This is a genomic window from uncultured Methylibium sp. (genome assembly GCF_902826655.1).
In the GTDB taxonomy this organism is placed as follows: Bacteria; Pseudomonadota; Gammaproteobacteria; order Burkholderiales; family Burkholderiaceae_C; genus Methylibium.
In genome coordinates, this window is sequence record NZ_CADEFR010000030.1 from 1 (window position 1) to 26252 (window position 26252).

Annotated in this window: 33 protein-coding genes; 21 read left to right on the forward strand and 12 right to left on the reverse strand. The window is 71.5% G+C overall.

Going from position 1 to position 26252, the window contains the following annotated elements:
- From QZV97_RS12850 to QZV97_RS12870, 5 genes are all read left to right on the forward strand, one after another.
- On the forward strand, nt 1-391 hold a 391-nt coding region (locus QZV97_RS12850; RefSeq protein ID WP_295642554.1), incomplete at its 5' end, for an ATP-binding cassette domain-containing protein.
- 144 nt (nt 392-535) lie between these two features.
- Entirely contained in the window at nt 536-1291 is a 756-nt protein-coding gene (locus QZV97_RS12855) for a hypothetical protein (RefSeq protein ID WP_295642556.1), read from the forward strand.
- A 103-nt stretch (nt 1292-1394) separates the two neighbouring features.
- Entirely contained in the window at nt 1395-3179 is a 1785-nt protein-coding gene (locus tag QZV97_RS12860; RefSeq protein ID WP_295642559.1) for a hypothetical protein, read from the forward strand.
- A 76-nt stretch (nt 3180-3255) separates the two neighbouring features.
- Nucleotides 3256-3594 carry a hypothetical protein gene (locus tag QZV97_RS12865; RefSeq protein ID WP_295642562.1) on the forward strand — a complete coding sequence of 113 codons (339 nt, stop codon included), beginning with the start codon at nt 3256-3258 and terminating at the stop codon, nt 3592-3594.
- Nucleotides 3595-3783: 189 nt separating this feature from the next.
- Entirely contained in the window at nt 3784-4545 is a 762-nt protein-coding gene (locus QZV97_RS12870; RefSeq protein WP_295642565.1) for a DUF4397 domain-containing protein, read from the forward strand.
- 7 nt (nt 4546-4552) lie between these two features.
- Here the strand turns inward: QZV97_RS12870 and QZV97_RS12875 are convergent, their stop codons facing one another.
- Nucleotides 4553-4936, reverse strand: coding sequence for a hypothetical protein (locus tag QZV97_RS12875; RefSeq protein ID WP_295642568.1), 384 nt, complete (start codon nt 4934-4936; stop codon nt 4553-4555).
- A 212-nt stretch (nt 4937-5148) separates the two neighbouring features.
- Between QZV97_RS12875 and QZV97_RS12880 the strand changes: the two genes are divergently transcribed.
- From QZV97_RS12880 to QZV97_RS12895, 4 genes are all read left to right on the forward strand, one after another.
- Nucleotides 5149-5628, forward strand: a complete 480-nt coding sequence (locus QZV97_RS12880; protein ID WP_295642571.1) for a BON domain-containing protein — start codon at nt 5149-5151, stop codon at nt 5626-5628.
- 236 nt (nt 5629-5864) lie between these two features.
- Nucleotides 5865-6080 (forward strand): hypothetical protein, encoded by a 216-nt coding sequence (locus QZV97_RS12885; RefSeq protein ID WP_295642575.1) that lies wholly within the window; start codon nt 5865-5867, stop codon nt 6078-6080.
- 97 nt (nt 6081-6177) lie between these two features.
- A complete protein-coding gene (locus QZV97_RS12890) occupies nt 6178-7014 on the forward strand; it encodes a cytochrome P460 family protein (RefSeq protein WP_295642579.1) in 837 nt (278 codons plus the stop codon).
- Nucleotides 7015-7127: 113 nt separating this feature from the next.
- The gene (locus QZV97_RS12895; RefSeq protein WP_295642581.1) at nt 7128-7952 is read left to right on the forward strand and encodes a DUF3014 domain-containing protein; all 825 of its coding nucleotides are present in this window, start codon (nt 7128-7130) and stop codon (nt 7950-7952) included.
- Here the strand turns inward: QZV97_RS12895 and QZV97_RS12900 are convergent.
- Nucleotides 7949-8293: a 2Fe-2S iron-sulfur cluster-binding protein gene (locus QZV97_RS12900; RefSeq protein WP_295642583.1), complete on the reverse strand. Its 345-nt coding sequence runs from the start codon at nt 8291-8293 to the stop codon at nt 7949-7951. The two genes, QZV97_RS12895 and QZV97_RS12900, sit on opposite strands and share 4 nt — an antisense overlap.
- A gap of 114 nt (nt 8294-8407) precedes the next feature.
- Here QZV97_RS12900 and QZV97_RS12905 point away from each other — a divergent pair, with 114 nt between their 5' ends.
- Entirely contained in the window at nt 8408-9358 is a 951-nt protein-coding gene (locus QZV97_RS12905) for a DUF808 domain-containing protein (protein WP_295642584.1), read from the forward strand.
- Between the two features lie 3 nt (nt 9359-9361).
- On the opposite strand, the gene QZV97_RS12910 is transcribed toward QZV97_RS12905, so the two are convergent.
- Together QZV97_RS12910 and QZV97_RS12915 are read right to left on the reverse strand one after the other, a co-directional pair.
- Nucleotides 9362-9943: a DUF1415 domain-containing protein gene (locus tag QZV97_RS12910; protein ID WP_295642587.1), complete on the reverse strand. Its 582-nt coding sequence runs from the start codon at nt 9941-9943 to the stop codon at nt 9362-9364.
- A gap of 14 nt (nt 9944-9957) precedes the next feature.
- Nucleotides 9958-10326 (reverse strand): FKBP-type peptidyl-prolyl cis-trans isomerase, encoded by a 369-nt coding sequence (locus QZV97_RS12915; RefSeq protein WP_295642690.1) that lies wholly within the window; start codon nt 10324-10326, stop codon nt 9958-9960.
- Nucleotides 10327-10497: 171 nt separating this feature from the next.
- Between QZV97_RS12915 and QZV97_RS12920 the strand changes: the two genes are divergently transcribed.
- Nucleotides 10498-11451, forward strand: a complete 954-nt coding sequence (locus tag QZV97_RS12920; RefSeq protein ID WP_295642590.1) for a tRNA-dihydrouridine synthase — start codon at nt 10498-10500, stop codon at nt 11449-11451.
- Here QZV97_RS12920 and QZV97_RS12925 read toward each other — a convergent pair.
- Nucleotides 11420-12040, reverse strand: a complete 621-nt coding sequence (locus tag QZV97_RS12925; RefSeq protein WP_295642593.1) for an SRPBCC domain-containing protein — start codon at nt 12038-12040, stop codon at nt 11420-11422. The genes QZV97_RS12920 and QZV97_RS12925 overlap by 32 nt on opposite strands.
- Before the next feature lie 91 nt (nt 12041-12131).
- Between QZV97_RS12925 and QZV97_RS12930 the strand changes: the two genes are divergently transcribed.
- Entirely contained in the window at nt 12132-12746 is a 615-nt protein-coding gene (locus QZV97_RS12930; protein ID WP_295642596.1) for a LysE family transporter, read from the forward strand.
- Nucleotides 12747-12755: 9 nt separating this feature from the next.
- Here the strand turns inward: QZV97_RS12930 and QZV97_RS12935 are convergent, their stop codons facing one another.
- Nucleotides 12756-13190, reverse strand: coding sequence for a phage tail protein (locus QZV97_RS12935; protein WP_295642599.1), 435 nt, complete (start codon nt 13188-13190; stop codon nt 12756-12758).
- Between the two features lie 16 nt (nt 13191-13206).
- Nucleotides 13207-13617, reverse strand: coding sequence for a hypothetical protein (locus QZV97_RS12940; protein ID WP_295642602.1), 411 nt, complete (start codon nt 13615-13617; stop codon nt 13207-13209).
- Nucleotides 13618-13717: 100 nt separating this feature from the next.
- On the opposite strand from QZV97_RS12940, the gene QZV97_RS12945 reads away from it, so the two are divergent.
- Together QZV97_RS12945 and QZV97_RS12950 are read left to right on the forward strand one after the other, a co-directional pair.
- Entirely contained in the window at nt 13718-15226 is a 1509-nt protein-coding gene (locus QZV97_RS12945) for a M48 family metalloprotease (protein WP_295642605.1), read from the forward strand.
- A gap of 16 nt (nt 15227-15242) precedes the next feature.
- Nucleotides 15243-15542, forward strand: coding sequence for a hypothetical protein (locus QZV97_RS12950; protein ID WP_295642609.1), 300 nt, complete (start codon nt 15243-15245; stop codon nt 15540-15542).
- Here QZV97_RS12950 and QZV97_RS12955 read toward each other — a convergent pair.
- On the reverse strand, nt 15536-15814 hold the full coding sequence (locus tag QZV97_RS12955; RefSeq protein WP_295642612.1) for a DUF1232 domain-containing protein: 279 nt from the start codon (nt 15812-15814) through the stop codon (nt 15536-15538). The genes QZV97_RS12950 and QZV97_RS12955 overlap by 7 nt on opposite strands.
- A gap of 149 nt (nt 15815-15963) precedes the next feature.
- On the opposite strand from QZV97_RS12955, the gene QZV97_RS12960 reads away from it, so the two are divergent.
- A complete protein-coding gene (locus tag QZV97_RS12960; protein ID WP_295642615.1) occupies nt 15964-16293 on the forward strand; it encodes a hypothetical protein in 330 nt (109 codons plus the stop codon).
- A 42-nt stretch (nt 16294-16335) separates the two neighbouring features.
- Nucleotides 16336-17781, forward strand: coding sequence for an exodeoxyribonuclease I (gene sbcB, locus QZV97_RS12965; RefSeq protein WP_295642618.1), 1446 nt, complete (start codon nt 16336-16338; stop codon nt 17779-17781).
- On the opposite strand, the gene QZV97_RS12970 is transcribed toward sbcB, so the two are convergent.
- Complete coding sequence (locus QZV97_RS12970) at nt 17751-18467, reverse strand: GNAT family N-acetyltransferase (RefSeq protein ID WP_295642621.1); 717 nt, start codon at nt 18465-18467, stop codon at nt 17751-17753. The genes sbcB and QZV97_RS12970 overlap by 31 nt on opposite strands.
- 125 nt (nt 18468-18592) lie before the next feature.
- Here QZV97_RS12970 and QZV97_RS12975 point away from each other — a divergent pair, with 125 nt between their 5' ends.
- From QZV97_RS12975 to QZV97_RS12985, 3 genes are all read left to right on the forward strand, one after another.
- Nucleotides 18593-19078 (forward strand): SRPBCC family protein, encoded by a 486-nt coding sequence (locus QZV97_RS12975; RefSeq protein WP_295642624.1) that lies wholly within the window; start codon nt 18593-18595, stop codon nt 19076-19078.
- Between the two features lie 25 nt (nt 19079-19103).
- Nucleotides 19104-19757, forward strand: coding sequence for a glutathione S-transferase family protein (locus tag QZV97_RS12980; RefSeq protein ID WP_295642626.1), 654 nt, complete (start codon nt 19104-19106; stop codon nt 19755-19757).
- A 128-nt stretch (nt 19758-19885) separates the two neighbouring features.
- On the forward strand, nt 19886-21832 hold the full coding sequence (locus QZV97_RS12985; protein WP_295642628.1) for a PhoX family phosphatase: 1947 nt from the start codon (nt 19886-19888) through the stop codon (nt 21830-21832).
- 24 nt (nt 21833-21856) lie between these two features.
- Here the strand turns inward: QZV97_RS12985 and QZV97_RS12990 are convergent, their stop codons facing one another.
- Nucleotides 21857-22423 (reverse strand): hypothetical protein, encoded by a 567-nt coding sequence (locus QZV97_RS12990; RefSeq protein ID WP_295642630.1) that lies wholly within the window; start codon nt 22421-22423, stop codon nt 21857-21859.
- A gap of 166 nt (nt 22424-22589) precedes the next feature.
- Between QZV97_RS12990 and QZV97_RS12995 the strand changes: the two genes are divergently transcribed.
- Nucleotides 22590-22958 (forward strand): hypothetical protein, encoded by a 369-nt coding sequence (locus QZV97_RS12995; RefSeq protein ID WP_295642634.1) that lies wholly within the window; start codon nt 22590-22592, stop codon nt 22956-22958.
- A gap of 45 nt (nt 22959-23003) precedes the next feature.
- On the opposite strand, the gene QZV97_RS13000 is transcribed toward QZV97_RS12995, so the two are convergent.
- Nucleotides 23004-24800: a glutamine--tRNA ligase/YqeY domain fusion protein gene (locus QZV97_RS13000; protein WP_295642637.1), complete on the reverse strand. Its 1797-nt coding sequence runs from the start codon at nt 24798-24800 to the stop codon at nt 23004-23006.
- A gap of 193 nt (nt 24801-24993) precedes the next feature.
- Here QZV97_RS13000 and QZV97_RS13005 point away from each other — a divergent pair, with 193 nt between their 5' ends.
- Nucleotides 24994-25398 (forward strand): hypothetical protein, encoded by a 405-nt coding sequence (locus QZV97_RS13005; RefSeq protein ID WP_295642640.1) that lies wholly within the window; start codon nt 24994-24996, stop codon nt 25396-25398.
- A gap of 65 nt (nt 25399-25463) precedes the next feature.
- Here the strand turns inward: QZV97_RS13005 and QZV97_RS13010 are convergent, their stop codons facing one another.
- Nucleotides 25464-26252: a LytTR family DNA-binding domain-containing protein gene (locus QZV97_RS13010; RefSeq protein ID WP_295642643.1), complete on the reverse strand. Its 789-nt coding sequence runs from the start codon at nt 26250-26252 to the stop codon at nt 25464-25466.

Below are 26252 nucleotides of genomic sequence, written 5' to 3' on the forward strand. Positions count from 1 at the left end.
CTACGACGCCCATGTCGGCGAGCGCGGCGTCAAGCTCTCGGGCGGCCAGCGCCAGCGCATCGCGATCGCCCGCGTGATGCTGAAGGATGCACCCATCCTGCTGCTCGACGAAGCCACCAGCGCGCTGGACTCCGAGGTCGAGGCCGCGATCCAGGCCAGCCTGTACCGGTTGATGGAGGGCAAGACCGTGGTCGCGATCGCGCACCGGCTCTCGACCATCGCCGCGATGGACCGCCTGATCGTGCTGGACAAGGGCCGTGTCGTGGAGGAGGGCGACCACCGCAGCCTGCTGGCCCGGGGGGGGCTCTATGCCCGGCTGTGGGCGCACCAGAGTGGGGGCTTTCTCGGCGAAGAGGCCGAAGACGACGACACCCCGGTGCTGGTCGTGTAAACCCGACCCCGGGCCTGGTGCAGATGGATACACAACCGGCCGCTGCCGTCCCCTGATTGCAGGGGCGGCCCAGGCTGCTCATCGTCATCGACTTGCCGCATGATCGGGCCGGGGCGGGGAGCCTTGTGATCTGGAGTCGATTTCATGCGCGACTTTGAGGACTCGACCTTGTGGCGCATCAGCGCCTTCGAGCGTATCCGTGCCGAAACCGGCGGCAGCGGCTTCATGCGGCTGGAAGGCCGGCCGACGCTGCTGCCGACGACCTTGCAGGCCGACCTCGAGCGACTCGAGGAGCAGGACGCCGGCGACGACGTGCTCGAGATCGTCGCGGCCTGCATCCGCCACCGCGAGCCGGCGCTGCTGTGCATGCAGCACGAGCAGCTGGTCTGGCCCGTCACCCTGTTTCCGGCCGAAGGCCTGTACCACTCGCCGCGCGACATGTCGCAAGCCTCGCGGGACGGCATGGCGGGGCTCAAGGTGATCACCACCGAGCCGCCCGGCGTGCGGCCTCCGGGCCACTGGATGTACGAGCGCATCGGCTCGGCCGACCAGTACCACCCGCTCGTGCCCTGGCTGTGGGCCGTGTCGCTGCACGGGCCGCGCAAGACGCTGCTCACGGAGATCGGCGGCACGGCCGCCTACCGTGCGCTGTCGCGCTCGACCGAAGGACGTCCGGTGATCACCGGCGTGCTGGGGTCGGCGCTCGAGCGCCTGCACCGCGAGTCGGTCTCCTACCGCGACATCGCCCGGTGGCCCGGCATGAACCCCGAGCGCGCGGCGCGCCTGCTGAACGCGCTCTATCTGTCGGCCGGGCTGATGGTCACGCGCGCCAACGCCGCGGCCAAGTCCGAACGCAGCCTGATGGGCGGCCTGTTCAATCTGGGCAAGCCCAAGCGCTGACCGCCCCGGCCCGCCGGCCTCCGCTGCTCGCTTTTCCTGCCCCTCGATCCGGGTGGTGGAGCCCGGTCCGGGATCGGTGCCCCGCTACAGTGCGCCCGACTCGATGACGATCGCCTGGGAGGGCAGGATGAAGCAGCGGCGCCAGCGTGCGTTCAGAGCGTGTGCGTGGGTCCTGGCCGCCCTGCTGGCGGCCTGCGGTGGGGGCGGAGGCGGCGGTGGCAGTGGGGGCAGCTCCGGCCCGGCGCCCTTGCTGCCGACGCTGTCGGAAGACGTGGCGCCCGCCGGCACGCGCATCGACGTGTCGGCCCGCAACCTGTTTCCGCTGGCGCTCGGCGACACCTGGACCTACGACCGCCGCTCGGGCAGCACCGGCGGCATCACCGGCACGGTGACGCGCTCGGTCGCGGCCGGCCCCGACGCCAATGGCTACCTGCGCCTGCGCGAAGTCGACGGCGCCGACACGATCGACACCCTGTACCGCCGCGTCGCCGCGGGGCTCGAGATGCGCGACCCGTTCGGAGCCGAGGGCTTCCTGCCCGGCGTCTACCAGGCCTTGCCGAGCTACATCGAGTACCCGACGCCCCTCTACCCGGTCGGCGGCCTGCGGCGCAGCCTGCGCCAGGGCAGCCTCGGCGTCGACATCGACGGCGACGGACAGGTCGACTACTACAGCGCCGAGCTGCGCCAGATCTTCCGCGGCTTCGAGGTGCTCACGGTGCTCGGCCAGCCCACCGAGGTGGCGCACTTCAGCATCACGCTGTCCTTCCTGGCCGTGGGCACGCGGACGCGCGTCAGCTACACCGTGACCGCCACCGAGGAGACCTACTTCGCGTCCGGGATCGGCCTGGTCCGCGCCGAGCGCGGGGCGATCGGATCGGACGGCGCGATCGTCACGCCGGCCTACTCCATCGAGCTGCGCTCGGCCACGGTCGGCGGGCAGGTCGTCAACGGCACCGACGGCAACTCGACGATCGTCACGATGACTCACGCCGGCCTCGTCTACGACCCGCTGCGGGCCGTGTACTACGCCAGCGTGCCGTCGTCGGTGATCGATGGCAACCGCATCGCGCGCATCGACGCGTCGAGCGGCGCGGTCAGCTACTCGGCGCCCGTCGGGTCCAACCCCGGCGCACTGGCGCTGTCGGCGGACGGCAGCCTGCTGTACGTCGGCCTCAGCGGGTCCGGCGAGGTCGTCAGCCTCGAGCTGCCCGGCCTGCAGGAACTCGCGCGCGTGCGCCTGCCGATGGATCCGTTCTTCGGCCAGCTGTTTGCCGAGGACCTCAGCGTCTCGCCGGCTTCGCGCGACGTCTTCGCGGTCTCGACGCGGCGCGCCGGCATCTCGCCGCGCCACGGGGGTGTCTTCCTGGTGCGCGACATGGTGGTCCAGCCGCGCCGCACGCAGGACCACACCGGCAGCAACCGCATCGGCTTCGATGCGACCGGAAGCCAGATCTACGGCTACAACAACGAGACCACCGAGTTCGGCCTGCGCCGCATCGAGGTGCTCGCCGACGGGCTGCGCGAAGCGGCGGTGGTGGCCACGAACGGCGGCTTCGGCACGATGCTGGACGTGCGCGACGGTCTCGCTCTGGTCGGACCGTCGGCGTTCACCGCCGACATCTCGCTGGCGCCGCTCGGCAGCGTCAGCGGCGCATGGGACTGCAGCAAGCTGCCCGGTCGGCCACGCGTCGCCTGCCTGTCGTCGACCGAAGCCAACCGGCTCGTCGTGGCCGACACAGTGAGCTTCGCGCTGGTCGGGACGCCGCGCTACGTGGACGGCGGCGGCAACCTGTTCGCCGCCCGGCGCGTGGTGCCGGGCGCGGCGCGCCGCGTGGCGATCAGTGAAGGCGATCGCATCGTGCTGTTCGAGAGCGACCTGCTGCAGTAGCCCCGGCCGGTCGGTCGGGAGCGCCGTCATGCCAACATCGCGGCGCGTCCGGGTCGTCCGGTCACGGGAGCGAAGCATGCGTCTTGCACTCTGCGCCGGGGTCGTGCTGGCGTTGGCGATGCGCGCGGTGTCGGCCGCGCCGCCGGCCGACGACGACGCCCGCCAGTACGTGGCATTCGTCGAGGACTTCGTCGGCACCTGCGTCTCGCGCAACGGCGTGCAGATCCAGGTGAAGAACACGCATCCGACGCGCAAGCTGCGCGTCTGGCTCGACCGCTACCACATGGGCAGCGGCACCGGCGACCGCTCGCGGTCCGTGCTGCTGCCGGGCGCCGAGCCGGAGCCGCTGGGATGTTCGCGCACCGGCCACGGCACGCAGGAGTGGCGCATCGTGCGCGCCGTCTTCATCGACTGAGCCCCGCCTCGCCGCGCGACGCGGCGGGGCCTTGTCCGACGCCGGGTGGGCGTCGGCCTACACGCAGCACCTGGATCGACCGACAGACCGCGGCCGGGCGCGACCTTACGGTGTCGTTGCTCGTTCGACGTGCTCGCCACGCGGCCCCAGGCCGGGCGAGCCGGCCTCAACTCCACGAAAGGTGCCGCGATGAACAACCGACGCAATTTCCTCTTCGCCGCTCTCGCGCCGATGGTCCTGCTGGCCGCCTGCGGCGGTGGTGACGACAGCCTCGACGACCGCCTGGACATCGCCGATCCCAAGGTGCGCTTCGTGCACGCGATCCCGCTGGGGCCGAACGTGTCGCTGGTGCGCAATGACGTCGCGCAATCGGATGCGACCAACGTGCCCTACCGTTTCGCGTCGCGCTACTTCGACGTCGAGACCGGCAACGCCACCTGGTCGGTGCGCACGGCGGTCGGCAACGTGAACCTCGGCAACGTGCCCTTCGACGCCAACCGCGGCAATCGTTACTCGATCATCGCCCTGCCGGGCTCCGCGGCGGCCGACACGCTGCTGATCGACGATCCGTACAACAAGGGCCTGACCGCCAACAACGCGCGCGTGCGCGTCGTCAACGCGTCCTTCAACGCGTCCAACGTCGACGTCTACGTCAACCCGACCGGCACCGACATCAACACCGTCTCGCCGAACTTCACGACGGTGGGCTACAAGAACGCGAGCCCGGCGTCGGGCAACGACTCGGTCGACGTCGCCCCGGCGACCTACCAGGTCCGCGTCACCCAGGCCGGCACGAAGAACGTCATCTTCAACGCACCGATGGTCATCGGGGTCAATGCCGACCTGCTGGTGATGACGCTGCCGGCCAGCGTCGCTGCCGACTCGATCAAGCTGCTGGTGGTGCAGTCCGACGACGACACCCGCACGGCGACCGAGATCGAGACGCAGTGACGGGCGCCTAGAAGCAGTCCGCGCCGGGCTTCTTCAGCCGGCAGCTCCAGCGAAAGCTGTCGACGCCCTGCTTGGCCGAACGCCGGAGCAGGGCCGTCGGCTCGTTGAAGATCGCGTCCGGCAGCGGCACCTGCACCGCGGCGCCGGTGGAGTTGGTGAAGAAATTGACGAAGCAGGTCTCCTGCCCGGCGCACAGCGACTCGATCTGCTTGTCGTAGGCGACACGATCGCCGGCCTGGGCCTGAGGCACGATCACCAGGCGGATGATCCCCTGGCGACCCGCCACGGCCCAGTCGGTGGGCCCTGCAGCGACGGGCGACAGCATGCCGCACGCGGCCGCCAGCAAGGCGAGGCAGCGAGCCACGGCGGGCAGAGAGTCAGGACGCTTCACGGGCGGTTCCTCGGGAGGGGAGCGGGATGACCGCATCCTACCCAAGCGACCGTGTCGGAATCGTCCGACAGCAAGTGCCGGCCTGCGCCGATGGTCGCGGCCGTGGTCGATTCCTAAGCTTCTCCTACCGAAGCCCGGTCCCTGTCGCCGCCTCCGCGTTGCTGCATACCGATCCGCGTTGCCCCGTGCGGCGCATTCACCAGGAGATGAAGATGAACCAACGAATGCTCGCGGTCCCTGCAGGCGCCGCACTGCTCGTGTCCCTGGCCCTGGTCGGTTGCAACCGGCCGGCCGACGAGGCGCAGCGCGCCGAGACCCAGCCCGCCGCTCCCACGTCGGTGGAGCAGAAGGTCGACCAGGCGCAGGCCAGCGCCCAGCAGCAGGTCGAGCGCGCCAAGGAGGCGGCCGCCGACATGGCGACCGACGCCAAGGTCGCCGGCAAGAACGCCGCCGACGAGGTCGGCAGCAAGGTCAGCGACGCCGTGATCACGACCTCGGTCAATGCCGAGCTCGCCAAGGACGCCAAGCTGAGCGCGCTGAAGATCAACGTCGACACCAGCAGCGGCCGCGTGGCGCTGCGTGGCACGGCGCCGGACGCGACGTCGCGCGAACGCGCGACCCAGCTCGCGATGGCCGTGAAGGGCGTCGTCAGCGTCGACAACCAGCTGACGATCGATCCGCCGAAGAGCTGATCGGCCGGTCGCGCAGGACGACGACGGGCACGTTCCTCGCGGGACGTGCCCGTCGTTCGTCGAGCGGGCCGCGTCGGTCCGTGACGCAGCGCACGCTGCGATGGGCCGGTCAACCCCGCGGAGCGGCAAGCCGTTGAACTGGCCAGGAAAGTGCTCGCGTCTCGATGCTTTGCCGGCGGGGTGCCGGCAGCACATTGAACCCAGGGACGTCGCACTTGCCACAGGAGATCGCCGCCATGGGCTCTGCCAGCCGCCAATCGGAAATGCACTACGAGATCCGGTTCCAGTCGCTCTTCAACGAGGGCCGGGCACTGAGCTTTCCGTGCGACGCCGAGGGCCACGTGCTGTTCGACGAACTGAGCGATCGCGCCCGCCACAACTACCTTTATGCGCGCGCCGTCGTCGGCCGCGAGTACGCCGCGCCCGCCATCCTGGCCTGCGACCTGCACTGAGCGCGCCGGCCGTCGGGCCGGCACCCCGTTGCGCTGCATCCGCGCGACATTGTTTGCGCGTACATTGCCCCTGCTCCATCCAACCAAGGAGGCAGGCATGGGCAGAAGAGCGAGTCGGGCCGCGGTGCTGGCGGCATGTGCGATCGGTGGCGTGACCGCCGTGGCGGTGGCTCAGCAGGTGCTGGTGACGCCGGGGCCGAACAAGCTGGCCTATCCGGCCGGCTACGACAAGGGCGTGCTGTACGCCACCCTGGACCGCTGGGACAACAAGCAGTACCGCGAGTTCTGGACCAGCGCCGACGTGGTCAAGGCCGCCAAGGAAGGTCGGCCGATCCCCGACGGGGCGGTCATCACGCTGGCGGCCTACGCCGCCAAGCTCGACGCCGACGGCAAGCCGCTGAAGGACGCCAACGGGCGCTTCATCAAGGACAAGCTGCTGGCCGTCAACCCGATGATGAAGAAGCAGGGCGCGGCCGACGACATCCCGGCCTCGATCCGCAACGGCGACTGGATCTACCAGTCCTTCACCCCCGACGGCCAGGTCAACGACAAGGCCAACCTCACGGCCTGCTACCAGTGCCATCTGCCGTTCGCGAAGGACGACTACCTGACCAACCTCGCCAAGCTGGCGGGCAAGTTCCCGAGCGACGCGAAGGTGGCCGCGGCCGGTCCGAACGACGTGAGCATCACCAACTGGGTGTTCGGCCCCGGCGCGGTGAAGATCACCGCCGGCCAGTCGGTGACCTGGATCAACGGGGACGACTCGCCCCACCAGATCACCGTCGTCGGCGCCGACGGCAAGCCGGGGCAGCGCAGCGAGCTGATGCTCAAGGGCCAGAGCGCCAGGCTGCAGTTCGACGCGGCCGGCAACATCGCCTACGTCTGCGGCCTGCACCCGTCGATGAAGGGCACGATCGAGGTCGCTGCGAAGTAGCCGCCGCGGCTCACAAGCTGCAACACACACGCCGGCGGCCTGGCGCCGGCCGCTGAACCTCGGCGGCCGGCGCCGGTCCATCATGCGGTCCTGACGATGGCAAGGAGCCACGCATGAGCCGCACGGCACTCTGGATCTCGGCGCTCGCGATGCTGCTCGGCCTGGGCGTGGGCGGCTGGTACGGCTACGAGCGCTACCTGAAACCGCGCCCGGCGGCGGTCGCGGCAGCGCCGGCCCCGGTCGCCGCGGTCGAGCCGGCGCCGGCGGCCGCCAGCGAACCGGCCATCCGCTATCCGGTCGAGCCGCCGGCCTCGGCCGGGGGCATCGCCAGCCTGGAAGAGGCCGCCGCCGCCCTGCTGGGCCGCGCCGACGCGCAGCGCTTCCTGCGGCTGGACGAGGCAGCGCGGCGCTTCGTCGCGACCGTCGACAACCTGGCGCGCGAGCAGGCGCCCGCACGGCTGTGGCCGGTGCAGCCGACGCCCGGACGCTTTGCGCCCGAAGCGCGCGGCGAGCGCAGCATCCTGTCGGCCGCCAACGCGCAGCGCTACGCGCCGTTCGTCGCGATGGTCTCCGCGCTCGACAGCGCGCGCGCCGTCGGCCTCTACCGCCAGTTCTATCCGCAGCTCCAGCAGGCCTACGAGGCCCAGGGCTACCCCGGGCGCTACTTCAACGACCGCGTCGTCGCCGTCATCGACCACCTGCTGCAGACGCCCGATCCGTCGGGCGAGGTCGCGCTGGTGCAGACCGACGTGAAGGGGCCGCTGCAGCCGCAGAGCCCGTGGCTGCGCTACGAGTTCGCCGATCGCTCGCTCGAGCAGCGCTCGGCCGGCCAGAAGATGCTGCTGCGCATGGGACCGGCGAACGCCCGGGTGCTGAAGGCCAAGCTGGGCGAACTGCGGGCCTTGCTGGTCGCGCCGGCCGCGGCGGCCTCGCGCTAGCGCGAGGCGCTGCCCTCGACCACCGGCTGCTCGATCACCAGGTCCGACGCCGCATGGGCGACGCAGGGCAGGATCCAGCCCTCGGCCTTCTCTTCGGCCAGCAGCCCCGGCCACTCGATGCGGTAGGCGATGCGCCCGCTGCGCAGCCGGCAGCGGCAGGCGCGGCAGCTGCCGTTGCGGCAGGAGCTCGGCAGCCCCAGTCCGGCACCGCGCGCCGCGACCAGCAGCGGCTCGTCGGGCGACGCCTCGAACTCCTGGCCGCCGGGCTCGACGCGGACGCGATGGCGGCCCGCGGCACGGCTCGTGCTCTGGGTGCCAGGGGGATCGGTGGGGTCGGGCATCGGCAGGTTCGGCGGGACCGGCGGCGGCGCCGTGCCGGATTGTCGGCCGCCCAGCGGCTAGCATGGCGCCCGCTCGTCTCCATCCCGCCTTCCGACCTGCCCACGAGGACCTCCATGGCCAGCAGCCTGCTTGCACTGCTCGACGACATCGCCACCGTGCTCGACGACGTGTCGGTGCTGACCAAGGTCGCCGCCAAGAAGACGGCGGGCGTCCTGGGTGACGACCTCGCGCTCAACGCGCAGCAGGTCTCGGGCGTCAAGGCCGACCGCGAGCTGCCGGTGGTCTGGGCGGTCGCCAAGGGCTCGGCGATCAACAAGCTGATCCTCGTGCCGGCGGCGCTGGCGATCAGCGCCTTCGCGCCGTGGCTGGTGACGCCGCTGCTGATGGTCGGCGGTGCCTTCCTGTGCTTCGAGGGCTTCGAGAAGCTCGCGCACAAGTTCCTGCACAGCCGCGCCGAGGACGAGGCCCACCATGCCGAGCTGACGCAGGCGCTGACCGACCCGAGCGTCGACCTGGTGGCCCTGGAGAAGGACAAGATCAAGGGCGCCGTCCGCACCGACTTCATCCTGTCGGCCGAGATCATCGCGATCACGCTGGGCACGGTGGCCAACTCGCCCTTCGGCACCCAGGTCGCGGTGCTGACCGGCATCGCGGTGATCATGACGATCGGCGTCTACGGCCTGGTCGCGGGCATCGTCAAGCTCGACGACGCCGGCCTCTACCTGAGCCGGCGGCCGGGCTCGGCGGCACTGCAGGCGCTGGGCCGCGGCATCCTGCGCGCGGCGCCCTGGCTGATGAAGGGCCTGTCGATCGCCGGCACGGCCGCGATGTTCCTGGTCGGTGGCGGCATCCTCACGCACGGCGTCCCGGCGCTGCACCACGCCATCGAGGGCCTGGCGCAGCAGCTGGCCACCTGGCCGGCCGTCGGCGGGGTGCTGGCCTGGATCGGCCCGGTGCTGCTGGACGGCATCGTCGGCATCGTCGCGGGTGCGCTGGTGCTCGCGGTCGTCACGCTGGCCCAGCGCGTCTTCAAGAAGGGCGCGGCCAGGCCGCAGGCGAGCTGAGGCTCAGGTCGGCGCCTGCTCCGCGTCGCGGCGGCACTGCGCCTGCAGCGCGGCCCAGCCGTCCGCGCCCAGGGCTTCGAGCGTGCGCAGGTTGGCGCGATAGATCTCCGCCGTGTCGGGAAACGCGGCGACCGCGCGCTCGATGCTGGACTCGCGCAGCAGCTGCAGCATCGGGTAGGGCGAGCGGTTGGTGGCGTTGGTGACGTCGTCGGGCCCGGTGCCGGCGAACTGGTACTGCGGGTGGAAGCTCGCCACCTGCAGCACCCCGGCATGGCCCAGGCGGTCGAGCGCCGCATCGACGACGTCGAGGAAGTCGTTGTAGTCGAGGAAGTCGCGCAGCAGCTGCGGGTGGACCAGCAGCGTCGTCTCGACCCGCACCGGGTCGACGGCCACCAGCGCCTCCATCTCGTCGACCAGCTCGGCCAGCAGCGCGTCCTCGTCGTCGGCCTCGCTCAGCACGTAGCGCACCTGCTGCTTCGCCTGCACGGCCCGCGCGAAGGGGCAGAGGTTCAGCCCGATCACGGCGCGCTCGACCCAGGCGCGGGTCTCGGCCAGGACGGGATCCCCGGAGTCGGCCAGGGCCACGGCGTCGGCGTCGATCAGCGGGCCGCGATGCCCAGCAGCTCGACCTCGAACTGCAGCGTCGCGTTCGGCGGGATCATGCCGCCGGCGCCGCGCGAGCCGTAGGCGATGTCGGGCGGGCAGGTCAGCTTCGCCTTGCCGCCCACCTTCATGCGCTGCACGCCCTCGGTCCAGCACGGGATGACGCGGCCGAGCGGAAAGCTCGCCGGCTGGCCGCGCTTGTAGGAGCTGTCGAACTCCTTGCCGTCGGCCAGCACGCCGCGGTAGTTGACGGTGACGACGTCGGCGGCGGTCGGGTTCGGTCCCTTGCCGTCCTTCAGCGACCGGTAGACCAGGCCGCTGGGGCTGACCACGGCCGCCTTCTCCTTGGCGGCGATCGCGGCCAGGTCGGGCGCCGCGGTCTGGGCGCGCGCGATCGTCAGGCCGCCGGCCAGGGGGAGGAGGGCGATGAAGGCGAGGATCTTGAGCACGGACGCTCCGGCAAGGTCTGGGGGGACGGATGATCGCCGGCCGCACGCCGTGGTGCAATGCGGGCCGTCCCGCCACGCCTGCCATCGATGACCCTGCTGCTCGCGCCCATGGAAGGGCTGCTCGACCACCTGCTGCGCGACGTGCTGACGCGTGCCGGCGGCATCGATCGCTGCGTGTCGGAGTTCATCCGCGTCACCGGCACGCTGCTGCCGGAGCGGGTCTTCCTGCGCATCGTGCCCGAGCTGCGCCAGGGCGGCCGCACGCGCGCCGGCGTGCCGGTGCGGCCGCAGCTGCTGGGGTCCGACCCGGTCTGTCTGGCCGAGAACGCGGCCCGGCTGGCCGGCCTGGGACCCGAGGGCATCGACCTCAACTTCGGCTGCCCGGCCAAGGTCGTCAACCGGCATGGCGGCGGCGCCGCGCTGCTGCAGGACCCGGAGCTGCTGACGCGCATCGTCGGCGCGGTGCGCCACGCGGTCCCGGCGACGCTGCCGGTCACCGCCAAGATGCGGCTCGGCTTCGACGATGCGACGCGCGCCGTCGAGTGCGCGCAGGCGCTGGTCGCCGGCGGCGCCAGCGAACTGGTGGTGCACGCCCGCACGCGCGCCGACGGCTACCGGCCGCCCGCCTACTGGGAGCGGATCGCCGAGATCCGCCAGGCCGTCGCCGTGCCGGTGGTCGCCAACGGCGAGATCTGGACCGCCGCCGACGCGGCGCGCTGCCGCGAGGTCTCGGGCTGCGAGGCGCTGATGCTGGGCCGCGGCATGGTCGCCGATCCGGGCCTGGCGCTGGCCATCGCGGCGCCGGGCCAGGCCCGCCTGGGCTGGGCCGGCGTGCAGCCGCTGCTGCGCGAGTTCTGGCTGGGCGTCGAGCAGCACATCGACGCGCGCCACCGCGCCGGCCGCATCAAGCAGTGGCTGCACTACCTGCGGCGCTGCCACCCCGAGGCCGAGGCCGCCCACGCCGAGGTGCGCACGATCAACGACCCGCGCGAACTCGCCGCACGGCTGTTCAGCGGGTTTCCACCGGCGGCGGCGTCCTGAGCCGCGACCAGTCGGCGGGCCCGTCGACGAAGCGCTTGTGCAGCTGGGTCAGCGACCAGCCGTTGCCCGCCTCGAACTGCCGATAGACGCTGTCCCAGGGCTCGCCCGCGGGGTAGGCCGGCTGGGCGATGGTGACGCGGGTGCGCCGCTCGCCCAGCGGCTCGAACAGCACCACCGTGTGCAGCTTCTGGAAGGCCGCGGCGTCGAAGGCCGTGTTCGGCGGCGCCTGGCGATTGCGCATCGCCAGCATGCGCTGCGGCACGAAGGCGACGATCTCGTTGCGGATGTTGCCGGGCGCGCCGATCTTCGCGTCGGGGTCGTAGCTCGCCTCGATGATGCCGCCGAGCCGCATCTCGACCTGCGCCACCGGCGCGGCCCAGGCGCGGAAGCCCTCGGTGGTGGTGAAGGCGGCCCAGGCCTCGGCCAGCGGCGCCGGCAGCTCGATCGACTGCTGCAGCACGCGGCTGCCGTCGGCGGCGCGGTAGGACTCGTTCTTCAGGGCGGGGCGCTCGGCCGGCGGGGCTGCCATGACGGCCGACGAGGCGCCCAGCAGGCCCAGGGCCAGGGCGCGGATCAGGTGTCGCTTCATCGGTGACTCCAGCTGGTCGGCACAGTGTGCAGCAGGGCGCTGCGGGCTGCGGCATAGTGCAGCTTTCCGCAGGGACAGGCAGGAGACAGCGATGCTGGGTGTGGCCGACTATGGAGCCTTCGTGGTGGCGGTGATCGTCTTCCTGGCGATCCCGGGGCCGGGCAACCTCGCGCTGATCACCTCGACCAGCAAGGGCGGCGTGCGCGGCGGCCTGGCGGCCACCTTCGGTGTCATCGCCGGCGACCAGGTGCTGATGTGGCTGGCGGTGGCCGGCGTGGCGGCGGTGCTGCAGGCCGCACCGGTGGTGTTCGGCGCGGTCCAGTGGCTGGGCGCCGCCTACCTCGCGTGGCTGGGCTTTCGCATGCTGGTCAGCAAGCCGGGCGACACGCCCATCCTGGAGATCCGGCCGCACCAGTACTTCCAGCAGGCCTGCGCGATCACGCTGCTCAACCCGAAGGCGATCGTGTTCTACATGGCCTTCTTCCCGCTCTTCGTCGACCCGGCCACGCACCAGGGCCTGGCGACCTTCGGCCTGATGGCCGCGACGATCGCGACGCTGACCTTCCTGTACGGCGCGATCGTCGTGCTGCTGACGCACCGGCTGGCCGATCGCCTGCGGGCCAGCCCGCGCGTCACCAAGGCGCTGGAGCGCGTCGCCGGCGTGCTGCTGATCGGCTTCGGCGTGAAGCTGGTGCTGAGCCGCTGACGCGCGAGCTCAGGGCGTTTCGACACTCATCGACTCGACCGCGAGACTCAGCGTCTCGATCAGCACGGCGCTGCAGTCCGCGTCCAGCGGCGACCACGCCAGCCGCGTCGGGAAGCAGCGGCGCAGCTGCCAGATCATCGTCGGCGAGTGGCTGGCGTCGAGCAGCCGCACCACCACGTCGCGGCGCTGCACGCTGCCGACCGCGATGGTGTTGAGCCACTGGAAGAACTCGTCGTCGGGCGGCACGACGCCGCGCTCCAGCACGCAGGGACCCAGGCGCAGCAGGCCGGGCAGCAGGCGCGCGGCTTCCTCGAGGTCGCTGCCGTCGCGGTAGCGGATCAGCTCGCGCTCCATGGTCGGCAGCAGCACGCGCGCGAAGCCGACGCGCGACAGCCCGGCCTCGACCGAGAAGTGGAAAGCCGGATGGGGGTTGGCGACTGCCATGGGGTTCTCCTCGTCGTCACAGGGCCTGGCGGAGCTGGGTCCAGGCGGCCAGGTCGTGGGTCAGGCGGCGCTTGTGCACGCGGCCGGCGTCGTCCTGCCAGGCCAGCCGGACCTCGAAGCGCAGCGGCTGGCGTCGCCGCAGGTAGCCGGCCAGGGTGTCGACCAGCAGCGGCACGCGGCGGCCCTGCGGCAGGAACTCCAGGCCGCCGAACAGCGGGTTGTCGTTGATGCGCTGGCCGGCCAGGTCGCGCAGGCTGCGGCTGAAGGCCACCCGCAGCGCGTGCGCCGGCGCGTCGCCCAGGTTGGCCAGCACGAAGTGCAGGGCGCCGTGGCCGTCGACCTCGACGTCCAGCACCACGTCGGGCCGCGCAGCGGCGCCGGCCGGCGGGCCGTCGGCCGGGGCAGGGCGGCTGCGGGTTGAAGTCACGCCGGCAGCGTAGGCCGCGCGATGCGGCCGTCGCCATCCCCAGAACTCCCGGGGTCGCTTGGGCTACGCTGCGGATATCGTGGCGACGGCGAGGACGGTCATGACAGGCAAGGGACTTTCGGCTTGGCGCGGGTTCGGAGCGGTCGCGGCGCTGGCGGCGGCCTTGCTCGCCGGCTGCGCGACCGTGGTCAACCCGGTCACCGGACGCGAAGAGCGCAGCGTGATGTCCGAGGAAGCCGAGATCGCCGAGGGCAAGAAGGCCCACGAGCAGGTGCTGGCCGAGTACGGCGTCTACGGCGACGCGAAGCTGCAGGCCTATGTCGACGACCTGGGCCAGCGTCTGGCGAAGCAGTCGCACCGCGCGCAGCTGCAGTGGACCTTCACCGTGCTCGACAGCCCCGAGATCAACGCCTTTGCGCTGCCCGGCGGCTATGTCTACGTGACGCGCGGGATCATGGCCTACATGGAGAGCGAGGCCGACCTCGCCGGCGTGATCGGCCACGAGATCGGTCACGTCACCGCGCGCCACGGCGCGCAGCGCGCGACGCGCCAGCAGACCGCCGGCATCGGCGTGCTGGCGGCCACCGTGCTGGGCGCGGTGCTGGGCGTCGGCGATGTCGCCAGCCAGCTGTCGCAGAGCGTGGCCGCGGGCTACGTCGCCTCGTACAGCCGCGACCAGGAACTGCAGGCCGACCGCCTGGGCGCCGAGTACCTGGTGCGCAACAGCTACGACCCGCAGAACATGGTCGACGTGATCCAGGTGCTCAAGCGCCAGGAGCAGTTCGCCGCCGACCAGGCGCGTGCCGAAGGCAAGACGCCGCGCCAGGGCGGCGACTGGCTGGCCTCGCATCCCAGCAACGAGCAGCGCCTGCACGACATCACCGAGATCGCCGCCAGCTACAAGGGCCGCGCGAGCGCTGCCTATGCCGACGACGGCCGGGCGCGCTACCTGAAGGCCGTCGACGGCCTGCCCTTCGGCGAGAGCCGCGAACAGGGCGTGACCCGCGGGCGCAACTTCTACCACGAGCCCCTCGGCCTGGCGCTGACCGCGCCGTCGGGCTGGCGCATCCAGAACGCGCAGGATGCGATCACGCTGATCAACGCCGCAGGCGACGCCGGCCTGGTGGTGCGGCCGGTGCCCGAGAAGGCCGGCAAGACCCACGACGAGATCATCCGCAGCGTGATCAAGCCCACCCAGGGCCGCACCGAGAAGCGCGACCTCAACGGTCTGGCGGCGACCTACTTCGCCGGCACGCGGCAGAACGCGCAGGGCCAGTCGCAGAACGTCCAGGCCACCGTCGTGACGGGACCGCAGAGCCGCCACTACCTCCTGCTGTACGCGGCCAAGGACTCGGCGGCCCTGCAGCGCGCCGGCACGCAGCTGCGCGAGGCCGAAGGCTCGTTCCGCGCCTTGAGCAGCGCCGACCGGTCGGCCGCGCGGCCGTGGACGCTGCGCACGACCGCCTTCCCGCGCGGCGGCTTCGCCGAGCTGGCGAAGCGCTCGCCGCTCACGGCCAACGCCGAGCAGCAGCTGCGGCTGGTCAACGGCGTCTACGGCAGCAATGCCGGCGAGCCCAAGGCCGGCCAGCCGGTCAAGGTCATCGAGTAGCCAGGGAGACGCCACCATGATCGAGCAAGTCCTGGCCGGCCTCGTGCTGGCGGTCTGCGTGATGCTGCTGCTGCGCCTGACGCTGAATGCGCCACGCCGCTACCGCATCGACTCGGCGCTGCGGCGTGGCTGGCAGTGGTGCGGCCGGCAGTTCAGGCGGCCCGGGCAGCACCGCGCGCGCAAGCGCGCCGCCGCAGCGCAGGCCGAGGAGCTGATCCGCCGCGTGCGCCGCGAGGTCGAGCGCGAAGGCAACGTGATCCGGCCGCGCCAGTTCCGCGGGAGCCGCGACCCCCGCGAACCCCGCAAGCCTCACTGAGCCGTCGCGCGCGCCTCCACGTCGCGCTGCAGGTCGGGCGGCAGGCGCCTGAGCATGAAGCGGATCGCGGTCGGGACCAGCACCAGGTCGTCGACCACGCCGATGAAGGGCAGCGCGTCGGGGATCAGGTCGATCGGCGACACCAGGTAGAGCAGCACCAGCGCCGTCCCCACCTTGAGCCAGCGCGGGGCCTGCGGGTGCCGCAGCGCGATCCACAGCCGGCGCGCGTCGCCGCGCACCAGCAGCCACAGCATCGACAGGCGCTTCCACATGGATGACCTCCGTTCGGCGTGTCACCGCAGGATCGCGGGCATCGTCGGAGATGCGGCCCGCCGGGCGCGATGCAAGGGGGGAGGCCGGCAGAATTGTTGTGGGTCGCAGCGGAACTGCCGCCTGGGCCCGATGTCAGAGGAGCATGGACATGACCGGACAGGATTTCTCGAACGGCGCTGCGATCGGCCGCGGCGTGCAGCGCATCGTCTCCTTCGTGCTGCGCGCGCTGATGGCGGCCGTGGGACTGGTCTTCATGCTGATGCTGATGGCCTTCGGCCTGGTCGTCGGCAGCCTTGTGGTGATGTGGGCGCTGCTGCGCGGGCGTCGGCCGGCGCCGGTGCGCTTCGGCATGCCGCGGGGCGCGGCCTGGCAGGACTTTCGTCGTGCCGCCTCCGGCACGCCGCGCGGCGAAGTGATCGACATCGAGGCCCGCGAAGTCTCGCCCGGCGGCGCCGACGCCCCCCGCGATCGGCCCTGATTCGGGTCGGCGGCCCGCGGGGCGTCGGTTATCTTGCGGTCCATGACCGCCCCCTTCAGCTTCTTCTGGCACGACTACGAGACCTTCGGTCGCGAGCCGCGCCGCGACCGCCCCTCGCAGTTCGCCGGCGTGCGCACCGATGCCGAGCTGAACGAGATCGACGCGCCGCAGATGCTGTACTGCCGGCCGGCGCCGGACTACCTGCCCGATCCCGAGTCCTGCCTGCTGACCGGCATCACGCCGCAGCGCTGCCTGGAGCGTGGCCTGCCCGAGCACGCCTTCGCCGACGCGATCGAGCAGCAGCTCGCGCGGCCGGGCACGGTGGGCGTGGGCTACAACTCGATCCGCTTCGACGACGAGGTGACGCGCTTCCTGTTCTGGCGCAGCCTGATCGATCCGTATGCGCGCGAGTGGCAGAACGAATGCGGGCGCTGGGACCTGCTCGACGTCGTGCGCGTCACGCACGCGCTGCGGCCCGAGGGCATCGCGTGGCCGAAGCACGACGACGGCCGGCCCTCGTTCAAGCTCGAGCACCTGAGCGCCGCCAACGGCCTGGCGCACGAGGCCGCGCACGACGCGCTGTCGGACGTGCGCGCGACCATCGCGCTGGCGCGCCTGATCCGCGAGCGCCAGCCGCGCCTGTGGGACTTCTGCCTGCGCTTGCGCAGCAAGCACGAGGTGGTGCGCGAGCTCGCCGCGGCCGAGAAGGCCGGCGGCCCCTTCCTGCACGTGTCGGGCATGTACGGCGCCGAGCGGGGCGGCATCGCCGTCGTGTGGCCGCTGGCGCCGCACCCGACCAACAAGAACGAGCTCATCGTCTGGGACCTGGCGCAGGACCCGGCCGAACTGCTGACGCTCGGCGTCGAGGCGATCCGCCAGCGCATGTTCACGCGGGCCGACGACCTGCCCGAAGGCGTCACGCGGCTGCCGATCAAGACCTTGCACATCAACAAGTCGCCGATCGTCATCGCCAACCTGCGCACGCTCAGCGCCGAGCGCGCGGCGCACTGGGGCATCGACATGGACCAGGCGCAACGCCACGCCGACGTGCTGCGCGACCAGGCCGCCGGCCTCGCCGGCCTGTGGCCCGAGGTGATGCAGCGACCGCCGCTCGAGCGCGATCCCGACGTCGACGAGGACCTCTACGGCGGCTTCGTCGGCAACGACGATCGCCGCAGCCTGCAACGCCTGCGCGTGCTGAGCCCCGAGGAGCTGGCCGCCCGGCGGCCGGCCTTTGCCGATCCGCGGCTCGAGGAACTGCTGTTCCGCTACCGCGCGCGCAACTTCCCCGCCACGCTGACCGACCCCGAGCAGCAGCGCTGGCTCGCGCACCGCGTCGCGCGGCTGCACGACGGCGAGGGCGGCAGTCGCACCGTCGACAGCCTGCTCGCGCAGATCGACGCCCTGGTCGAGGACGCCGACGAGCGCGGCCAGGCCATCCTCGAGGCGCTGGTCGACTACGCGACCGACATCGCGCCGGAGCGCTGACGCGCGTCGATCCGGCTCACCACCCGCAGCGGCAGTTGCTGGTGGTGGCGGAAGCCGAGCTGCTCGTAGAGACGCCGGGCGCCGGCATTGCTGTGGATCACCTGCAGGAAGGGCTGCTGCCCGCGTTGCAGCTGAAGGCGCACGACGTGGTGCACCAGTCGCGCCGCCAGCCCGCGACCGCGGAAGGCCGGGTCGGTGCAGACGGCGCTGACCTCGCGCAGCGCGCCGGCCTGCATGCGCTCGCCGGTCATCGCCATCAGCTGCGGGCCGTCGAAGACTCCGTAGTACTCGCCGAGCTCCGGCGTGCGCTCGCCGAAGGGGCCGGGGTGAGTGACCGCGACCAGGGCCAGCATCGCCGCAAGCTGCTGCGGGCCCAGCCGCACGACGTCGCCTCGGGAGTCGGCCGCAGGGACGGGAGCGTCCCACACCATCTGATCCATCGGTGCCTCGAAGTGCAGCTGCCAGCCCGGCGGCACCGGGCCGGACCAGCCGGCGCAGTAGACCTGCTCGCCGGGATCGCAATGCGGCGCCAGGGCGGCGAAGTCCGGCCGGGCCGCATCGGCGAAGGCGACGATGGGCGAGAAGCCGCGCGCATAGCGCCGTGCCGTCGCGGCGCCCATCGAGCATCCGGCCTGCGGACCGGTCAGGCTGTGCCAGACGACGTTGGTGAGAAGCTCGTAGCTCATGGGGTCCGCAACGGTAGCGCAGGCGACCGATCCATGTTTACCCTTGGTTGCGATCGGGGATGTCGAATGCGTGCGCGCTGCTTCGTCGTGCCGGTACAAACCCACTCCATCCAAAGGACACCGGCATGACCACCCCGACCCCTGCCTCCGACCGCGAACTGCTCCTCACCCGCCTGATCGACGTCCCGCGCGCGAAGGTCTTCGCCGCCTGGACGACGCCCGAACTGCTGGTGCAGTGGTTCGCGCCCCAGCCCTGGACCACGCCGCGCGCCGAGACCGACGTGCGGCCCGGCGGATCCAGCCTCATCGTGATGCGTGGCCCCGACGGCAGCGAGTTCCCGAACCGCGGTGTCTATCTCGAAGTCGTGCCCGACGAGCGCCTGGTCTTCACTGACGCCTACACCGAAGCCTGGCAGCCGTCGGAGAAGCCCTTCTTCACCGCCGTGCTGACCTTCGAGGACGAAGGCGGCAAGACGCGCTACACGGCACGCGCGCTGCACTGGACCGTGGCCGACTGCGAGGCCCACGCCAAGATGGGCTTCCACGAAGGTTGGGGCCAGTGCACCGACCAGCTGGCTGCGCTGCTCGGCGCGCCCAAGCCCACGGCCTGAGCCTGCGCCGCCCACGGAGATCTCGATGAAGCTCTACGCCCATCCCTTCTCGTCCTACTGCCAGAAGGCGCTGATCGCGCTCTACGAGAACGCCACGCCCTTCGAATGGGCGCTGCTGTCGCCGGAGAACGAACCCGCACTCGCCGCGCACGCCGCGCTGTGGCCGCTGCGGCGCATGCCGGTGCTGGTGGACGGCGCGCACACGGTGGTCGAGGCCAGCGTGATCGTCGAGCACCTGGACCTGCACCACCCCGGGCCGGTGCGGATGCTGCCGGCCGATGCGCGCGCCGCGCTCGAGGTCCGCGCGCTCGACCGCGTGTTCGACAACTACGTGATGACGCCGATGCAGAAGATCGTCTTCGACGTGATCTGCGCGCCCGAGCATCGCGATCCGCACGGTGTCACCCAGGCGCACCGCCTGCTCGATACGGCCTATGCCTGGCTCGACGGGCGGCTCGCCGGCCGGCGCTGGGCCGCGGGCGAGGCCTTCGGGCTGGCGGATTGCGCCGCGGCACCGGCGCTCTTCTACGCCGACTGGGTGCATCCGATCGGCGCGACGCATCGCGAACTCGGGGCCTACCGACAGCGGCTGCTGGCGCGCCCCTCGTTCGCACGCGCGGTCGACGAGGCGCGGCCCTATCGCAGCTTCTTTCCGCCGGGAGCACCCGACCGCGACTGAAGCCGCTGGTGCGCAAAGCAACCTTGCGCCGCAGCAGATCGTGCCTCCCGATTGACAGACGGCTGACGTGCCCTAGCCTGGGGCACAGCGGTCAGCAGTCCGCCTCAATCCCAACGACGGAGGACGACATGCAGGAAGCCTTGCCCCCTGGCACCAACGTGCTCGATGACCTGGTCGATGCGCGCATCGGTCGACGCGACTTTCTCGGCGGATCCCTCGGCGCGGCGGCGCTCGGCTTCCTGAACGGCTGCGGCGTGTCGCCCGGCCCGGCGCCGTCGGGACCGCTGATCGGCTTCGCGTCGATCCCCATCTCGCGGGCCGACACCGTCGTGGTGCCCGAGGGCTACACCTGGCAGGTCGTCAACGCCTGGGGCGACCCGATCATGGCCGGCGCGCCGGCCTTCAAGCCCGACGCCAGCCAGAGCGCCGCCGAGCAGGCGATGCAGTCGGGCATGTTCCACGACGGCATGCACTACTTCCCGCTGCCCAAGGGCTCGAACTCGTCGACGCATGCGCTGATCGGCATCAACTACGAGTACACCGACGACAACCTGCTCACCACCGACGGCATGGCCACCTGGACGGCCGAGAAGGTGCAGAAGTCGAAGAACGCGCACGGCCTGGGCGTCTACGAGGCGAAGTTCGAGGACGGTCGCTGGCGCACCGTCGCCGACTCGCGCTACGGCCGGCGCATCACCGCCGACACGCCGTTCCGCATCAAGGGGCCGGCCGCCGGCCACGCCCTGATGCGCACCGCCGAGGACCCGACCGGCACGCGCGTGCGCGGCACCTTCCAGAACTGCGCCAACGGCTACACGCCCTGGGGCACCTACCTGTCCTGCGAGGAGAACTTCACCGCCTACTTCGTCAACGATTCCGGCAGCATCCCGCGCCTGCAGGACCGCTACGGCATCCCGACCACCAAGGACAGCTGGGGCTTCCGCTGGCACGAGCACGACCCGCGCTTCGATGCCGTGAAGCACTCCAACGAGGCGAACCGCTTCGGCTGGGTGGTCGAGTTCGACCCCTACGACCCGGCCAGCGAGCCGGTCAAGCACACCGCGATGGGCCGCATGGCCCACGAGGGCGCGGCGCTGTCGATCGCCAACGACGGGCGCGTCGTCTACTACATGGGCGACGACGACTACCGCTCGAAGTTCGAGCACATCTACAAGTTCGTCAGCAAGCGGCCGTACGTCAAGGGCGGCAGCGCGGCCGACAACAAGGACATCCTCGACGAGGGCACGCTCTACGCCGGGCGCTTCAACGCCGACGGCAGCGGCGAGTGGATCGAGCTCACCCAGGGCAGGAACGGCCTCACTGCCGAGCGCGGCTTCGCCTCGCAGGCCGAGGTGGTGATCGACGCCCGCACCGCCGGCGACGTGGTCGGCGCGACCTACATGGATCGCCCCGAGTGGCTGACCGTGCACCCGCGCAGCAAGGAGGTCTACGTCACGCTGAGCAACAACACGGCGCGCGGCAAGGGCAAGCCGCTGCATCAGGCCGACGCGCTGGGCGCGGACGGTGCCAACCCCCGCGCGCCCAACCTGATGGGCCACATCGTGCGCTGGCGCGAGGCCGGCGGCGACGCGGCCTCGACCACGTTCCAGTGGGACGTCTTCCTTCAGGCCGGCGAACCGACGCATGCCGACGCGCTGAAGCGCGGCAACGTCAAGGGCGGCGTCGCCTTCGCCCAGCCCGACGGCTGCCACATCGACGCGCGCGGCGTGCTGTGGATCCAGACCGACTCGTCGGCCCAGAACATGGCGCATGCCGACTGGACGCTGATCGGCAACAACCAGATGGTGGCCGCCGACCCGTCGACCGGCGAGGTGCGGCGCTTCCTGACCGGCCCGGTGGGCTGCGAGGTCACGGCGGTGCAGCTGACGCCGGACCTGCGCACGATGTTCATCAACATCCAGCATCCCGGCGAGGCGCCGCTGCCCCACCCGGGCCGCAACGATCCGAGCAAGCCCAAGGCGATCAGCTCCTGGCCCGACGGTGCCGCGGGCGGCCGTCCACGCTCGTCCACGATCGCGATCCGCCGCAAGGACGGTGGCATCGTCGGGACGTGATCGCGACGCGCTGGCGCGGCGTCGTCAGGCGCGGGTCCAGCGCATGACCCAGTTCTCCTGCCACTGACGACCGCCGTCGCGCGACACGGCCTGGTACCAGCGGCAGGAGCCGGGCGTGATCTGGTCCCAGGCGCCGCGCACGACGATCGGCTGGCCGCCGTCTTCCTCGTCCGAGTCCCACAGGCCGACGCCATCGACGAAGCTGCCCCAGGACGGCGGGGGTGTCAGCACGCCGGCCTTGCCGTTGACCCAGTAGTCGGCCCAGAGCCCGCGCCCGGTGTCGAGCAGCCGCAGTCCCAGGCCGCTGAAGCCGCGCGCCGGGATGCGCAGTTCCTCGACGCTGGCGATGCCGCCCAGCAGCCCGTGCACGGTCGCCTCGCCGTCGAAGTTGTCCCAGACACCGTCCTTCAGCCGGCGGTGCGCGATCTTCCATTCGCCGCTGAGGAAATCGAAGTCGCCGGGCCGGCCGGTCGCCGGCGGTGGCTGGGTCGCGGCGCGGGCCGCCGGCAGCCCGGCCTGTGCCGCGGCCAGCAGGCCGGCCGAGACCTGCAGGACGGTGCGGCGCTGGATGTCGGCGGGTGCCTGGCGCATCGGGGTGCCTCCGTGGCTGTCGGGCCGAGGACATCCCGGCCGTCGCGCCGACTATCGACGTGCAAGCCTGCCAAACCGCGGCATGTATGCCGTGGCGGGAGCGCCTCACTTAAGGTTCAGGCGTGCATATTTAGATCCTAGGGTTAACCATAATCAGGGTTATCCCTTGATCCCTTTGATCTTCTTGCAACCCTGGAGTCCCGCCATGACGAACCGTCACTCTCTGCTCATCGCCTCGCTGCTGGCCCTGGCCGGTGTCGCACAGGCTCAGGATGTCGGCCAGCACCCGGCCGTCTTCTCGGCGCGCAAGCTGCCGGGCGTCGATCCGTCGACCTTCATCGTGCAGCACCCGGCCAGCCCGAGCTGGCGTGCCGGCCACGCGAATCACGAGCATCCGGCGGTCGCCCAGAAGGCCGAAAGCGCCCCGATTTCGGTCGATGCAAACACATTCATCGTGCAGCCGCCGGCGCACGTGGACTGGCTGGAAGCCCGCTCGACGCCGATTGCGGCCGTGCCGGGCGCGACGCTGCGCTGAGCGCAGCGATGACGGGCTCGAGCGGCCGGTGGCCGTCCGGGCCCGTCACTTGCCCCAGCTGTCCTTCAGGCCGGTGATCCGGTTGAAGACCGGGGCCGTCACGGCATGCGACGTCGCGTCGGCGACGAAGTAGCCGTGCCGCTCGAACTGGAACTTCGCATCCGCCACCGCCGTGCCCAGGCAAGGTTCCACGTAGCCCGTCACGACCTTCTTGCTGGCCGGGTTGAGGACCGACAGGAAGTCGCGGCCGCCCGCGTCCGGCTGGGCTTCGGTGAACAGCCGGTCGTAGAGCCGCACTTCGGCGGCCAGCGCCTCGTGTGCGCCGACCCAGGTGATCGTGCCCTTGACCTTGACGGCATCGGCGCCGGGCGTGCCGCTCTTGGTGTCGGGCACGACCGTGGCCCGCACCGCCGTGACGCGACCCTCGGCGTCCTTGTCGCAGCCGGTGCACTCGACCACCACGCCGTACTTCAGCCGCACCTTGTTGCCCGGGAACAGGCGGAAGAAGCCCTTGGGCGGCTGCTCGGCGAAGTCGTCGCGTTCGATCCAGACTTCCGGCCCCAGCGTGAAGCGGCGCGTGCCCAGCTCGGGCAGGTGCGGATGCGCGGGCGCCTGGCAGGGCTCCAGGTGGCCGGCCGCCCCGAAGACCTCGGACCAGTTCGTGAACTCGAGCTTCAGCGGGTCCAGCACCGCCATCGCGCGCGGCGCCTTGCCTTCCAGGTCGTCGCGCAGCGCGGCGTCGAGCGAGGCGTAGTCGATCCAGCTGTGGTCCTTGGTGACGCCGATGCGCTCGCAGAACAGCTGGATGCTCTGGGGCGTGTAGCCGCGCCGGCGCAGGCCGGCGAGGGTCGGCATGCGCGGGTCGTCCCAGCCGTCGACGTGGCCTTCGTCCACCAGCTGCCTCAACTTGCGCTTGCTGGTGATCACGTAGCTCAGGTTGAGCCGCGCGAACTCGTGCTGGTGCGGCCGCGGGCGGGCCAGCAGGCCCAGGTCGCACAGCTTGTCCAGCAGCCAGTCGTAGAAGGGCCGCTGGTCCTCGAACTCGAGCGTGCAGATGCTGTGCGTGATGCACTCCAGCGCATCCTCGATCGGATGCGCGTAGGTGTACATCGGGTAGATGCACCAGCGGTCTCCGGTGTTGTGGTGCGTGGCGCGCTTGATGCGGTACAGGGCCGGGTCGCGCAGGTTGATGTTGGGCGAGGCCATGTCGATCTTGGCGCGCAGCACGGCCGCGCCGTCGGCGAGCCGGCCGTCGCGCATCTCGCGAAAGCGCGCCAGGTTCTCGTCCGGCGTGCGGCTGCGGAACGGGCTGTCGGTGCCGGGCGTCGTGAAGTCGCCGCGGCTCGCGCGCATCTGCTCGGCCGTCTGCTCGTCGACGTAGGCCAGCCCGGCGCCGATCAGCGCCTCGGCGGCGCGGTACATGAAGTCGAAGTAGTCGCTGGCGAAGTAGAGGTTGGAGCGCGTCGCGCCCGGCTTCGCGGGATCGGGCTCGTCCCAGCCGAAGCCCAGCCAGTGGACCGCGTCGACGATGGCGTCGACGTACTCCTGCTCTTCCTTCTCGGGGTTGGTGTCGTCGAATCGCAGGTGGCAGACGCCGCCGTAGTCGCGCGCCAGGCCGAAGTTCAGGCAGATGCTCTTGGCATGGCCGACGTGCAGGTAGCCGTTGGGTTCGGGCGGGAAGCGGGTGCGGATCTTCGCCGCGTCGACCGGCGCGGCCGCGTGGTGGGATGCATCGCCTGGCGTCCCGGCGTAGCGACGGCCGGCATAGCGGCCGGCCTCGAGGTCGCGGTCGATGATGCCGCGCAGGAAGTTGCTGCTCGGCTTGCTGGTGGCGTCGGTCATGAGGGCGCTTCGGAGGACTCGACTCATTCTAAGGAGCGGCCCGCGCGCCCCCGGCCGGGCGCCGATTCACAAAACTTCACCCGCTCGTTCGCAGTTCGATACAGATTCCTGTGAACCTGTCGGGGCGCTGACCCGTTCAGAGCACACGGGGCAAGACATTCGACCTTGAACGCCCCGACACAGGAGTCCGACCATGAAGCAAGCGATCCGCAAGTTCCTGGCCCTCGCCGCCCTCGGCGCTGCCGGGCTGGCCGCCACCGGTGCGGCGCATGCAGGGGGCGTCAACTGGCACATCGGCATCAACCTGCCGGGCGTGTTCTACCCGGCGCCGCCGCCGGTGGTCTACGCACCGCCGCCGCCCGTGTACTACGAGCCGCCGCCGGTGGTGTATGCCCCGCCGCCGGTGGTCTACCGCCCGGCGCCCATCGGCTACTACCGTCCGGCGCCGGTCTACGTGCAGCCGGCCCCGCGCGGCTACTGGCGCGACGGCCACTGGCACGACCACCGCTACGACGGCCATCGCGGCCGGGGCCGCGGTGACGACGATCGCCGGGCCTACAAGCACGGCCGGGGTGGCGACGACCGCTACCGCTACTGATCCGCCGACCCGGATCCGCAGGCCCCGCCCGGCGCAAGCCGCGCGGGGCCTGCGGCCTTGCGGGGCTACATCGCCTTGAAGCGATGGGCGTAGAGCCGGCTGACCGCCAGCCGTTCGCTGCGCCCGCGCAGCAGCAGGTGCTGCTTGCCGGCCTCGTCGCGCGTGACGCTGACGATCGTGTCGGCACGCACGACGGTGCCGCGGTGGATCTGCCAGAACACGCCGGCATCGAGCTGCGGCAACAGGTCGCGCAGCGAGCTGCGGACCAGATGCTCGCGTTCCGCCGTGACGACCCGCACGTACTTGTCCGCCGCCTCGAAGTACAGCACCTCGCCGACCGGGACGAAGTGCAGCGTGCTGCCGACGCCGGCCTGGATCACGCGCAGCGGTGGCGCCGCCGGCGCGGCGGCGCGGTCGAGCAGGCCGCGCAGTTGTTCGATCGCGGCGTCCGGCAGCACGCCGCCTGCGCGCAGCTTGAGTGCGGCGCGCAGGCGATCGCAGGTCTGCGCCAGTCGCGCGGCCTGCACGGGCTTGAGCACGTAGTCGACGGCCGAGCGCTCGAAGGCCTCGAGCGCGTGCTGGTCGTAGGCGGTGACGAAGACGATCAGCGGCAGCGGCCGCTCGGGCGGCCAGTCCTCGACGATGGCCTGGGCCGCGTCCAGGCCGCTCAGGCCCGGCATGCGGATGTCGAGGAACAGCAGCTCGGGATGCTGCTGCAGCGCCGCGCTGACCGCCGTCTCGCCGTCGGGGGCCGTCGGCAGCAGCCTCAGGTCGGGCCACAGCGCCGTCAGCTCGACGCGCAGGGCCTGCGCGAGCAGCGGCTCGTCCTCGGCGATCAGCGCGCGGTACGGCAT

Coding starts and splice junctions, on each gene's coding strand:
- QZV97_RS12855 (WP_295642556.1), top strand. CDS start 536: ATGCGCGACTTTGAGGACTCGACCTTGTGGCGCATCAGCGCCTTCGAG.
- QZV97_RS12860 (WP_295642559.1), top strand. CDS start 1,395: ATGACGATCGCCTGGGAGGGCAGGATGAAGCAGCGGCGCCAGCGTGCG.
- QZV97_RS12865 (WP_295642562.1), top strand. CDS start 3,256: ATGCGTCTTGCACTCTGCGCCGGGGTCGTGCTGGCGTTGGCGATGCGC.
- QZV97_RS12870 (WP_295642565.1), top strand. CDS start 3,784: ATGAACAACCGACGCAATTTCCTCTTCGCCGCTCTCGCGCCGATGGTC.
- QZV97_RS12880 (WP_295642571.1), top strand. CDS start 5,149: ATGAACCAACGAATGCTCGCGGTCCCTGCAGGCGCCGCACTGCTCGTG.
- QZV97_RS12885 (WP_295642575.1), top strand. CDS start 5,865: ATGGGCTCTGCCAGCCGCCAATCGGAAATGCACTACGAGATCCGGTTC.
- QZV97_RS12890 (WP_295642579.1), top strand. CDS start 6,178: ATGGGCAGAAGAGCGAGTCGGGCCGCGGTGCTGGCGGCATGTGCGATC.
- QZV97_RS12895 (WP_295642581.1), top strand. CDS start 7,128: ATGAGCCGCACGGCACTCTGGATCTCGGCGCTCGCGATGCTGCTCGGC.
- QZV97_RS12900 (WP_295642583.1), bottom strand. CDS start 8,293: ATGCCCGACCCCACCGATCCCCCTGGCACCCAGAGCACGAGCCGTGCC.
- QZV97_RS12905 (WP_295642584.1), top strand. CDS start 8,408: ATGGCCAGCAGCCTGCTTGCACTGCTCGACGACATCGCCACCGTGCTC.
- QZV97_RS12920 (WP_295642590.1), top strand. CDS start 10,498: ATGACCCTGCTGCTCGCGCCCATGGAAGGGCTGCTCGACCACCTGCTG.
- QZV97_RS12925 (WP_295642593.1), bottom strand. CDS start 12,040: ATGAAGCGACACCTGATCCGCGCCCTGGCCCTGGGCCTGCTGGGCGCC.
- QZV97_RS12930 (WP_295642596.1), top strand. CDS start 12,132: ATGCTGGGTGTGGCCGACTATGGAGCCTTCGTGGTGGCGGTGATCGTC.
- QZV97_RS12935 (WP_295642599.1), bottom strand. CDS start 13,190: ATGGCAGTCGCCAACCCCCATCCGGCTTTCCACTTCTCGGTCGAGGCC.
- QZV97_RS12945 (WP_295642605.1), top strand. CDS start 13,718: ATGACAGGCAAGGGACTTTCGGCTTGGCGCGGGTTCGGAGCGGTCGCG.
- QZV97_RS12950 (WP_295642609.1), top strand. CDS start 15,243: ATGATCGAGCAAGTCCTGGCCGGCCTCGTGCTGGCGGTCTGCGTGATG.
- QZV97_RS12955 (WP_295642612.1), bottom strand. CDS start 15,814: ATGTGGAAGCGCCTGTCGATGCTGTGGCTGCTGGTGCGCGGCGACGCG.
- QZV97_RS12960 (WP_295642615.1), top strand. CDS start 15,964: ATGACCGGACAGGATTTCTCGAACGGCGCTGCGATCGGCCGCGGCGTG.
- sbcB (WP_295642618.1), top strand. CDS start 16,336: ATGACCGCCCCCTTCAGCTTCTTCTGGCACGACTACGAGACCTTCGGT.
- QZV97_RS12970 (WP_295642621.1), bottom strand. CDS start 18,467: ATGAGCTACGAGCTTCTCACCAACGTCGTCTGGCACAGCCTGACCGGT.
- QZV97_RS12975 (WP_295642624.1), top strand. CDS start 18,593: ATGACCACCCCGACCCCTGCCTCCGACCGCGAACTGCTCCTCACCCGC.
- QZV97_RS12980 (WP_295642626.1), top strand. CDS start 19,104: ATGAAGCTCTACGCCCATCCCTTCTCGTCCTACTGCCAGAAGGCGCTG.
- QZV97_RS12985 (WP_295642628.1), top strand. CDS start 19,886: ATGCAGGAAGCCTTGCCCCCTGGCACCAACGTGCTCGATGACCTGGTC.
- QZV97_RS12990 (WP_295642630.1), bottom strand. CDS start 22,423: ATGCGCCAGGCACCCGCCGACATCCAGCGCCGCACCGTCCTGCAGGTC.
- QZV97_RS13000 (WP_295642637.1), bottom strand. CDS start 24,800: ATGACCGACGCCACCAGCAAGCCGAGCAGCAACTTCCTGCGCGGCATC.
- QZV97_RS13005 (WP_295642640.1), top strand. CDS start 24,994: ATGAAGCAAGCGATCCGCAAGTTCCTGGCCCTCGCCGCCCTCGGCGCT.
- QZV97_RS13010 (WP_295642643.1), bottom strand. CDS start 26,252: ATGCCGTACCGCGCGCTGATCGCCGAGGACGAGCCGCTGCTCGCGCAG.